The sequence below is a fragment of the Streptomyces sp. NPDC047515 genome, from assembly GCF_040643055.1.
Classification (GTDB): domain Bacteria; phylum Actinomycetota; class Actinomycetes; order Streptomycetales; family Streptomycetaceae; genus Streptomyces.
The window spans coordinates 1-9,758 of record NZ_JBEYTM010000110.1 but is presented as its reverse complement, the minus strand read 5'-3'; the positions used below and the strand labels follow the sequence as shown (position 1 = coordinate 9,758).

Sequence of the window (9,758 nt, the reverse complement as noted above, 5' to 3'; positions counted from 1 at the left end):
GACTTTCTTCGCCGATCGTTGATCTATCAGGTGGTCCCGTTGCGCTGTTCAACAGGGCTTGACTTGCAGCTCAGGAGCCAAACGCAACGGCGTTGAGGCCCTGTCTGATAAATGATCAAGCTGTGGGCGAGCGAAGTCGTCAGCTGCGTGGCCACAACGGCAGCCGCAGCCGCGAAAGGTCAGGCCCTTCAAACGGACGACATCGGCGCGTGAAAGGCTGAGCCGCATGACCACCGAAGCCGATGAACCACGTCGAGACCTGTTCCTCCGAGACGGCCTGGAGGCAGCAGACGTGGTACGTGTTCACCGTGAGGCGCTTCGTATCCTGCGAGACAGTATCGAGACGGCTCACGTCGATGCCTACAGCGATATCGCCTGGCCACGGGAAGTGGCGCCCGCGTACGAGCAGGTGTTGTCGATGGGCGCCAACGAGGTGGCCGAGGGCGTCCGGTCTGCGAAAGGTGATCCTGGCATGGGGATTGACGTCGATGTCCGCGACGACACGCAGTTCGACGTGCTTCTGGCCTTGGCTCCCTACACGATTCATGCCGAGGCGTGGCGAGGACGCCCGCGGCGAGGGCTCCGGCCGCGTAGCCGAGGTCGCGCCAGAACCGGTAGGTGCCCAGCGCGTTCGCCCGCCAGGCGGGATGGGCGTGGTCGGATACGGAGGCGATGAGTGCCGGGTAGGCCATCGTGGTGCCGAGCCCGAGGGCCACGGCGGAGAGGACGCCCGCGAGGAGGGGACGGTCGAGGATCACCAACGCGGTGAGGAGGCCACCGGCTTGGACGAGCATGCCCGTGACGATGAGCGGTTTACGGCCGATCCGATCGACCAGGTGGCCCGCGGGTATCTGCCCCATGCCCCACAGGAGCGGATAGAGCCCCTTGATCAGGCCGATGGCGGCGATGCCGAGTCCGTGGTCGGCGAAGAGCAGTGGGAAGACGCCCCAGGTGAGGCCGTCGTTGAGGTTGTTGACGAGACCGGCCTGGCTCGCGCCGCGCAGGGAGCGGTCGCGCCACGATGTGCGCGCGAACACGGCTGTGAATGACGGGTTCCGTTCCTCGGGGGCCTGGGCGGGCGGCGTCCGGGACAGTTCGAGGGCGACATGGGCGCTGGTGTCCCGCACCAGGAGCGAAAGGCCGAGCCCGGCGGCGACGAAGAGGATGCCGATCGCTTCGGGGGCCGGCCGCAGGCCGTAGGAGGCTGCCAGGTAGCCGGTGAGCAGGGCCGTCGCGCCGACGGCGACGTATCCGGCGGCCTCGTTGAGTCCGGTGGCCAGACCCCGGCGCGCCGGCCCCACGAGGTCGATCTTCATGTTCACGGTCATCGACCACGTCATGCCCTGGTTGACGCCGAGCAGGACGTTGGCGGCCAGGATCCACCACCAGGACGGGCCCCACGCCAGGACGAAGGGCACCGGCACGCCGACGAGCCACCCTGCAAGGAGGAGCTGCCGGCGTCGGAAACGGGCCGTGAGGGCACCTGCCGCGAGGTTGGTGAGGGCCTTGGCGAGGCCGAAGGCGACGATGAAGGAGAAGACGGCCAGGTTGCTCGTCAGGCCGAAGACGTCGGTGCCGATGAGCGGGACCGTCGTGCGCTCCAGGCCGACGAGTGAACCGACACTGGCTGTGACGATCACCAGCAGAGTGAACTGAGCCCAGTTCTCCCGGAGGCCCAGCCGCACCCCAGGTGTGGGCGCGACCATGCCGGTCCGCTGTTCCATCGTTCCTCCATTCTGGTCAAGATCAGAAAACCTGCAGGCCAGCATACCCCTGCGGGTATTTTTTCCTTGTGATGGAGGATACCCCGAGGGGTATTTGACTTCTTGCTGCGGGACTGCCTACGGTCGGAGGCAGTCAATACCCATGGGGGTATCTGAAGTGAGGAGATCTTCATGCGTGAAGTGGATCTGACCGTCTTCGCGGCGGAGCTCGCGAACGGTGCGTTCGTGATCGATGTCCGGGAGCCCGACGAGTACCGGGCCGGCCATGTGCCCGGCGCCCACCCCGCGCCGCTGTCCGAACTCGGCGCTGTCGTGAGTGCCCTGCCCAGGGGTCGGACCGTCTACGTGATCTGCGCGAGCGGCAACCGCAGCGGCAGGGCCGTCGAGCACCTTGAGGCTCTCGGTGTGGACGCCGTCCCGGTCGCAGGCGGCACCGCCGTATGGGCCCGGGCAGGTCACTCCCTCGACCACGGCGTCGCGGCCGCCGAGTCGGCCTGAAGTCTCGACCCCGGATCCATGCGGAAGGCGCTGTCGCGCCTTCGGCCAACTCTCCGCACCCGGCCGGGTGTGCGTCCCCCGACGGAGGTTCTACCGTGCTCTTCACCCAGTACTACCTCGACTGCCTGTCACAGGCGTCGTACCTGATCGCCGACGAGACGACCGGCCAGGCCGTGGTCGTCGACCCACGCAGAGACGTCTCGGAGTACCTGGCCGACGCCCAGGCGCACGGATTCACCGTCGTGGGCGTCATCAACACCCACTTCCACGCCGACTTCGTCGCCGGGCACCTGGAGATGGCCGACCGCACCGGCGCCTGGATCGGCTACGGCCGCCGCGCCGAGACCGAGTACCCCATCCGCAAGCTCGCCGACGGTGAACGTGTCCGTCTCGGCGATGTCGCCCTGCAGATCATGGAGACCCCCGGACACACCCCCGAGTCGATCAGTGTCCTTGTGTACGAGCGCGCCGACGACACTCTTCCCTACGGGGTACTGACCGGCGACGCCTTGTTCATCGGTGACGTCGGCCGCCCCGATCTGCTCGCCTCCGTGGGTGTGACCGCCGACGAACTCGGTGCGATGCTCCACGACAGTGTCCAGAACAAGCTGATGGCACTGCCCGACGAGGTCCGGGTCTTCCCCGCCCACGGCGCCGGCTCCTCCTGCGGCAAGAACCTCTCCACCGAGAAGCAGTCCACCATCGGAGAGCAGCGCGCCACCAACTACGCCTGCGTGCCGATGAGTCGTGAGGACTTCGTCGCACTCGTCACCGCCGGCCAGTCCGCCGCGCCCGGCTACTTCGCCTTCGACGCGGAACTCAACCGCAAGGACCGTCTCCTGTTCGACTCGGCCGTGGCGCCACGCCCGCTGTCCTTGGTCGAGTTCACCGAACTGCGCAGGGCGGGGGCGGTCGTGGTCGACTCCCGTTCCCCGCAGGAGTTCGCCAACGGTCACCTGCGTGGAGCGGTCAGCGTCCCCGTCGAGGGCCGGTTCGCCGAACAGGCCGGCACCGTCCTCGATCCGGCCGACGAGCTGATCGTCATGGCTCCGGAGAACCGGGAGGAGGAAGTCGTCACCCGCCTCGCCCGTATCGGCTTCGACCGTGTACTGGGCTACCTGCGCAACCCCGAGGACGCCCTGGAGAAGCTGACCGAGGAGGTCGCTCCCGCGAGCCGCCTGGCCGCCGCACAACTGCGCACCGCTCTGCGAGGAGAGAACCCTCCGCTCGTCATCGACGTGCGCACCTGCGGAGAGCGCAGCGCGAACGGCTTCATCGAGGGCGCCCTGCACATGGCCCTGAGCGAACTGCCCGCGCGCCTGGACGAGATCCCCACCGACCGGCCCCTCGTCCTGCACTGCGCCGGTGGCCACCGCTCCTCGATCGCGGCCAGCCTCCTGCGCCACCACGGCTTCGAGGACGTCTCCGACATCCTCGGCGGCTACGCCGCCTGGGCCCTGTCGGCGGAACCCGCCGGCGTCTGACCGCCCTCCTCCCGCAGCCTCCCGGCACGCCCCGGGCAGGGGCATCCCTCTGCCCGGGGCGGTCAATCGGGCCCGCGACACCCACCCACGTACATGAACCCTTCGAACGGAGCCCCCATGACTGAGAAGTCCGACCAGACCTCCTCGATCACCCCCGCCGTCCTGCACCGCCTCGTACAGGAGGAACACGCACCGCGCATCCTCGACGTGCGTACATCCGGTGAGTTCCGCACGGTCCACATCCCCGGCGCCTACAACGTGCCCCTCGACACCCTGCGCGAGCACCGGAACGAACTGCTGGCCCACCTCGACGAGGACGTCGTCCTGGTCTGCCGCTCCGGGGCCCGTGCCGCCCAGGCCGAAAAGGCTCTGGCCGAGGCCGGCCTGCCGAACCTCCGTGTGCTGGAGGGCGGCATCAACGCCTGGGAGATGACGGGCGCTCCCACGAACCGCGGCGCCGACCGCTGGGACATGGAGCGCCAGGTCCGGCTCGTCGCCGGTTCGATCGTCCTTGCCACCGGGGTGGTGGGCATCTTCGTTCCCGGCGCGCACCTCATCGGAACCGCGGTCGGCGCGGCTCTGACGTACGCGGCTGTGAGCAACTCCTGTGCCATGGGCGTCCTGCTGTCCAAGCTCCCCTGCAACCGCGGTCCGCGTACCGATGTCCGCAGGGTGATTGCGGAACTGCGGGGGACGTCATGACCGCTCTGGTCGTCGCGGCGTCGCGGCGTCGCGGCGTCGCTGTTCGTCGGAGTCGGCCTCGGCGTTCTCGGCGGCGGGGGGTCGATCCTGACCGTGCCGATCCTGGTCCGCCTGGACGGACAGGGCACCGAGGAGGCCATCGCCACTTCTCTGTTCGTCGTCGGTGTGACCAGCATCGTCGCCCTGATCCCCCCCCTGCGCGTGTCCACCGGGTGCGGTGGAGGACCGGCCTGCTCTTCGCCGCCTTCGCGGCGACGGTCGCTACTGCATGAACCGTGGCAGCCACTTGGCCCGGTAGTCCGGGTGGCCGGCGTGTTCCGCGGCCATCTGCCGGACGGCGAAGCCGAGCCCGACCGCGCGGCCGGACGGGAAGTCACGCTCGGGGCGGTCGGTGTCCCTGTCGGCGATCTCCGCGTACTCGTCGAGGAGGACCCTGCTCGTCTCGATGCGACGGGACGTACGCGCCGGGTCCTGGAAGGCGATGTGCCGGTCGAAGCCGCGACCGCGCAGGACGAACGCGATGCCGCCGGAGCGGTCGTGGACCTCGCCGGACACGTCGGCCGGGCACCGCCAGCTCTCGCCGCCCGCCGCCTGCGCGATCTGTTCTTCCTCAGCGAGGCGCGCCCGAACGAAGTCGATCATCTCGGAGTTGTCTGTCATCGGGGCTTCGGATCCTTCACCGTCTTGGCTCCCTGCCGGGAACGGCACCTGCCGGCTGCTCGGTCTCTGTTCGCTCACCGGGACTGCCGGACGACGATACCGAGTCGGAAGACCGGCACAGTGCCTACGACGTGATGGTCCTTGCCCGAGTCTCGTCGCTGGTCGCGGCCCCGCAAAATGCCCGGTCGCGGCCCCGCAACTCGCCCGGTCGTGGCCCGGCAACCGGCCGGGGGCTCACCGGCCGTCTACGATCACTGACCGCGACAAGAGAGGAGAGCCGCCCATGACCTCCGTGCGCGGAACATCCGTGGACATTCCCACGCAGGACGGTGTCGCCGACGCCTACCTGGCCCACCCCGACGACAGCATTCCCCACCCCGCGGTGCTGCTCTACATGGACGCCTTCGGGCTCCGTCCGCAGCTGAAGAAGATGGCCGGCCGTCTCGCCGAGGCCGGCTACGCCGTCCTGGTCCCCAATGTCTTCTACCGCCATGGACGAGCGCCGCTGGTCGAACTGCCCGACTTCATCGACCCGGCCGCACGCCCCGAGATCTTCGAGCGCATCGGTCCGATCATCCAGTCACTGACACCCGATGCGGCGATGCGCGACGCGGACGCCTATCTGACCTGGCTGGCCGAATCCTCCCTGACGACCGACGGGCCGGTCGGTGTCACGGGCTACTGCATGGGAGCCGGACTTGCCCTGCGCACCGCGGGCACGTACCCGGACCGGGTCGCGGCCGCGGCCGGTTTCCACGGCGGGCGCCTGGCCACCGACTCCGCCGACAGCCCGCACCTGCTCGCCGACCGAATCACCGCCGAGCTGTACTTCGGCCACGCCGACCAGGACCCCTCGCTGCCTCCCGAACAGATCGACCGGCTCGACGAGGCCCTCACCGCAGCGGGCGTACGCCACCACAGCGAGGTCTACACCGGGGCGCGCCACGGTTTCACCCAGGCCGACACCGCCGCGTACGACAGCACGGCGTACGAACGCCACTGGACGGCGCTGACGGCACTGCTGGACCGCACCATCGGACCCGCCTGCGCTTGAATCGCGGCGCTCGCGCCACGGACATACGGTCGGCAGGGGCACAGGCTCCACGCACAGCCCCGGTGTGCGGCTCGTGCACCGGCAGTGCCGAACGGCCCGATCGGAAGTCAGGACAGGAAAGGCCGGATCGGAAGGCAGGGCAAGAAAAGGCAGGACAAGAGAGGAGGCCGCGATGTCGGCCGAGAACACCACCACTGTTTCCCTCGGGCCCGACAGCGGCCTGGACGAGGTCTTCCAGCTGGCTCAGCAGCTGCGCGTGGACTCCGTGCGCGCCAGCACCGCCGCCGGGTCCGGGCATCCCACCTCCAGCCTGTCCGCCGCCGATCTGATGGCGGTCCTCATGACACGCCAGTTGCGCTACGACTGGCAGGACCCGAAGAACCCGGGCAACGACCACCTGATCTTCTCCAAGGGGCACGCCTCCCCACTGCTGTACGCGATGTTCCTCGCCGCCGGTGCGATCGGCGAAGAAGAGCTGATGACCACCTACCGCCGCGACGGCGCCCGTCTGCAGGGCCACCCCACCCCTGTGCTGCCCTGGGTGGACGTGGCCACCGGCTCGCTGGGCCAGGGCATCGCCTACGGTGTCGGCATCGCGCTGGCCGGCCGCGATCTGGAGCACGAGCCGTACCGGGTGTGGGTGCTGTGCGGCGACAGCGAAATGACCGAAGGCTCGGTGTGGGAGGCCCTGGACAAGGCGGGGCGCCACCGTTTGGCCAACTTCGTCGCGATCATCGATGTGAACCGTCTCGGCCAGAGCGGCCCCACCGAGCTGGGCTGGGACACCGGCGCCTACGCCCGCCGCGCCGAAGCCTTCGGCTGCCGCGCCCTCGTCGTCGACGGCCACGACCTCGCCGCCGTCGAACAGGCCCTGGCCGTCGCGGCCGACGGACAGGCCCCCACCGTCGTCGTCGCGAAGACCGTCAAGGGACAGGGCGTCCGGGAGGTCGCCGACGCCGAGGGCTGGCACGGCAAACCGCTGCCCGACGACCTCGCGGCGCGCGCCGTCGAGGAACTGGGGGGCGTACGCCACCTCTCCGTACGCGGACCCCGGCCGCCCGCGGCCCCCGCCGCCGCCCCGGACCTTCCCGTACCGGTGACGCTGCCGCAATTCCGGGTCGGTGACACCGTGGCCACCCGCGTCGCCTTCGGCAAGGCGCTCGCCGCGATCGGTGCCCGGCCCGACATCGTGGCTCTGGACGCCGAGGTGGGCAACTCCACCCACGCGGAGGACTTCGGCAAGGCACATCCCGAGCGGTACTTCCAGACCTACATCGCCGAACAGCAGATGATCGCCGGCGCGGTCGGCATGGCCGTGCGCGGCTACCGCCCCTACGCCACCACCTTCGCCGCCTTCCTCACCCGGGCCCATGACTTCATCCGCATGGCCGCCGTCTCGCAGATCTCCATGAGCCTGTGCGGGACCCACTGCGGTACCGAGATCGGCGCCGACGGCCCCTCCCAGATGGGCCTGGAAGACCTGGCCATGATGCGGGCGGTCCACGACTCCACGGTGCTCTACCCCAGTGACGCCACCTCCGCCGCGGCCCTGACCGCCGCCATGGCCTACCTGGACGGCATTTCCTACCTGCGCATCACCCGGGGCGCCTACCCCGTTCTCTACGCCCCCGACGAAACCTTCCCCGTCGGCGGGTCCAAAACCCTGCGTGCGAGCGAGCGCGACCGGGTCACCCTCATCGGCGCCGGCGTCACTCTCCACGAATGCCTGGCCGCCGCCGACCGGCTGGCCGACGACGACATTCCCGTCCGGGTCATCGACCTGTACTCCGTCAAGCCCCTGGACCTCGACACGCTCGCCCGCGCGGCCCGGGAGACCGGCGCGCTGGTCGTCGTCGAGGACCACCACCCGGAGGGCGGCATCGGTGAGGCCGTGCTGTCGGCGCTCGCCACACAGCGACTCGCGCCCACCGTCGTCCACCTCGCGGTGCGCAACCTGCCGGGCTCCGGCACCTCCTCCGAGCTCCTCGACATCGCGGGTATCTCACGGACCCACATCGCCCGGACCGCCCGCGAGCTCGCCGCCCGCTGAGCACTGCGCCCCGCCACGGCCCCGCACCGGACAACGGCCCGTCGGTCAGGGTGCCGGTTCCACCCGGGGGAGAGGTCCGGTGCGCACGTGCATGCGTCCCTCTGGCCGCCGAACAGGCTGAGGAGCTCCACGGGTGCGTCGCCCGCGGGGCCGAACCAGTGCGCCAGGCGGGTGTCGAACTCGACGGCCTCACCCGGCTCCGTGATCAGGTCACATGGCACCGGACCTCGCTCGCCGATCCGGCCTGATCCGAACGAACGGCCCTACGACCGTGACGCCGGCACCTTCAACTTGCCCCAACTGGCCTTCCCCGGAACCCCGTCCGCGTCCTTGCCCGTGAAGCCCAGCTTGTGCTGCCCGAGGTGACGGTGTGGTGGATCACCACACCGTTCATCGGGCCCCACGAAACCCTCGGTATTGCGGTTGTGCGTACGCCAGTTGTGAACCTCGTGGACCGTCAGGCCCTCCGCGCGCAAAATCTTCACCAGCTTGGACGCGCTCAGTGGCGTAGCCATCACTTGTCTCCTTCCACTGCGATTTCCGCCTCGGCGGTGGTCTGGGACCGGGTCCCGCCTGGGCGTCCTGAGCGGCCTCCGCCGCGTATTCCTCGTCGGCCGCGAGCGCTTCCGCGGCGAGCGCCGCGTCGTCCGCAGCCGGCGCGCCCTGCGCGAGCGGGGTGAAGACGAGACGCAGATCGACGGGAGCGTCCTCGACCTTCACCAGGGCCAGGGGCGCGAAGTGCCGCTCGATGCCCGCGGGGGCCTGGAGCGGCGGCTTGCACGCGTCGTTGGTGGGCCGCTCGACGCTGCCGGTCGCGGTGCGAGCCGGGATGATCCAGTGGTCTCCGGTGCGATAGGGGCCGTCCTTGGCGAAGCAGACCTCGACGCCGTCCTCCAACGGCAGTCACTCGCCCTCCCGGACACCGATCGCTCCACCCCGCAGACCGATGGTGCGGCCCCGGCGTCCGGGACCCGTCCGGTGGTCCCAGCGGCGCAGGAACGGGTGCAGGTGGGGCAGCCTCCCCACACCCGGCTCGCGTTCGGCGGACAGCCGAACCCGCCGGGCCGGAAGGTCCAGATCCAGCTCCTCGACCCGCAGCAGGGGCAGCGCCTCCAGACGTGAGGCGTACGCGGTGTCGATGAACTCCACCTGGTCGCCGACGTCGAGGTCCAGCTTGTCGTCCTGACCGAGGGTGGCAAACTGCGCCCAGGTACCGTCCAGTTCGTCCACCGGGAAGACGACCGATCCGTTCTCGCGCGACCACTTGAACGTGGCGTCCCCGGCCGGGCCGGGCCCCCCTCGTGGATCTCCACCCGGTACAACTGGTTCTCCGGGCCGCGGTACCGGGCGTCGGGCTTGACCAGGCACGGGTCCCCGTCCGCGTGGCCTGGCCGCTCGGCGCGGGCCGCGAGGTGCGCCGAGGGGGGCGCTCCGGGCGCGCGAGCAGTTCGCGCAGAAGGTGCGGAAGACGGTTCGTCAGCGGGTCCCACCCGCTAGTGCCGGATCAGGCAACGTTTGCCCTGTTGTGATGTGACGCGCCGCCCGGGATCCTTTTCCGGACGGCAGGCGGCGGTCACCGTGTGCGT

7 protein-coding genes and 4 pseudogenes are annotated in these 9,758 nt (G+C 69.9%); 6 read left to right on the top strand and 5 right to left on the bottom strand.

Annotated elements, in window-relative coordinates; translation table 11 throughout:
* Positions 1–188: 188 nt before the first annotated feature.
* On the bottom strand, positions 189–1,724 hold the full coding sequence (locus ABZ826_RS38030) for an MFS transporter (protein WP_361458993.1): 1,536 nt from the start codon (positions 1,722–1,724) through the stop codon (positions 189–191).
* 171 nt (positions 1,725–1,895) lie between these two features.
* Between ABZ826_RS38030 and ABZ826_RS38025 the strand changes: the two genes are divergently transcribed.
* From ABZ826_RS38025 to ABZ826_RS38010, 4 genes and pseudogenes are all read left to right on the top strand, one after another.
* Complete coding sequence (locus tag ABZ826_RS38025) at positions 1,896–2,222, top strand: rhodanese-like domain-containing protein (RefSeq protein WP_361458991.1); 327 nt, start codon at positions 1,896–1,898, stop codon at positions 2,220–2,222.
* A gap of 95 nt (positions 2,223–2,317) precedes the next feature.
* Positions 2,318–3,706 carry a rhodanese-like domain-containing protein gene (locus tag ABZ826_RS38020; RefSeq protein ID WP_361458989.1) on the top strand — a complete coding sequence of 463 codons (1,389 nt, stop codon included), beginning with the start codon at positions 2,318–2,320 and terminating at the stop codon, positions 3,704–3,706.
* A gap of 117 nt (positions 3,707–3,823) precedes the next feature.
* On the top strand, positions 3,824–4,408 hold the full coding sequence (locus tag ABZ826_RS38015; protein ID WP_361458987.1) for a rhodanese-like domain-containing protein: 585 nt from the start codon (positions 3,824–3,826) through the stop codon (positions 4,406–4,408).
* A gap of 39 nt (positions 4,409–4,447) precedes the next feature.
* Positions 4,448–4,647 (top strand): annotated as a pseudogene (locus tag ABZ826_RS38010) (TSUP family transporter); the annotation flags it as partial.
* 22 nt (positions 4,648–4,669) lie between these two features.
* On the opposite strand, the gene ABZ826_RS38005 reads toward ABZ826_RS38010, so the two are convergent.
* Positions 4,670–5,068, bottom strand: coding sequence for a DUF6221 family protein (locus ABZ826_RS38005; RefSeq protein ID WP_361458985.1), 399 nt, complete (start codon positions 5,066–5,068; stop codon positions 4,670–4,672).
* Between the two features lie 283 nt (positions 5,069–5,351).
* On the opposite strand from ABZ826_RS38005, the gene ABZ826_RS38000 reads away from it, so the two are divergent.
* Positions 5,352–6,122, top strand: coding sequence for a dienelactone hydrolase family protein (locus tag ABZ826_RS38000; RefSeq protein ID WP_361458983.1), 771 nt, complete (start codon positions 5,352–5,354; stop codon positions 6,120–6,122).
* Between the two features lie 172 nt (positions 6,123–6,294).
* Positions 6,295–8,172 carry a transketolase gene (locus tag ABZ826_RS37995; RefSeq protein WP_361458981.1) on the top strand — a complete coding sequence of 626 codons (1,878 nt, stop codon included), beginning with the start codon at positions 6,295–6,297 and terminating at the stop codon, positions 8,170–8,172.
* A 45-nt stretch (positions 8,173–8,217) separates the two neighbouring features.
* On the opposite strand, the pseudogene ABZ826_RS37990 reads toward ABZ826_RS37995, so the two are convergent.
* From ABZ826_RS37990 to ABZ826_RS37980, 3 pseudogenes are all read right to left on the bottom strand, one after another.
* Positions 8,218–8,384: pseudogene (locus tag ABZ826_RS37990) on the bottom strand (XRE family transcriptional regulator); the annotation flags it as partial.
* Positions 8,385–8,524: 140 nt separating this feature from the next.
* Positions 8,525–8,687: pseudogene (locus tag ABZ826_RS37985) on the bottom strand (N-acetylmuramoyl-L-alanine amidase); the annotation flags it as partial.
* Positions 8,687–9,602: pseudogene (locus ABZ826_RS37980) on the bottom strand (DUF6519 domain-containing protein); the annotation flags it as partial. The pseudogenes ABZ826_RS37980 and ABZ826_RS37985, both read right to left, overlap by 1 nt.
* Positions 9,603–9,758: the final 156 nt, after the last annotated feature.

Excerpts from the sequence above, each read along its gene's own strand:
- ABZ826_RS37995 (WP_361458981.1), top strand. The coding sequence starts at position 6,295 with ATGTCGGCCGAGAACACCACCACTGTTTCCCTCGGGCCCGACAGCGGC.
- ABZ826_RS38005 (WP_361458985.1), bottom strand. The coding sequence starts at position 5,068 with ATGACAGACAACTCCGAGATGATCGACTTCGTTCGGGCGCGCCTCGCT.
- ABZ826_RS38000 (WP_361458983.1), top strand. The coding sequence starts at position 5,352 with ATGACCTCCGTGCGCGGAACATCCGTGGACATTCCCACGCAGGACGGT.
- ABZ826_RS38025 (WP_361458991.1), top strand. The coding sequence starts at position 1,896 with ATGCGTGAAGTGGATCTGACCGTCTTCGCGGCGGAGCTCGCGAACGGT.
- ABZ826_RS38015 (WP_361458987.1), top strand. The coding sequence starts at position 3,824 with ATGACTGAGAAGTCCGACCAGACCTCCTCGATCACCCCCGCCGTCCTG.
- ABZ826_RS38030 (WP_361458993.1), bottom strand. The coding sequence starts at position 1,724 with ATGGAACAGCGGACCGGCATGGTCGCGCCCACACCTGGGGTGCGGCTG.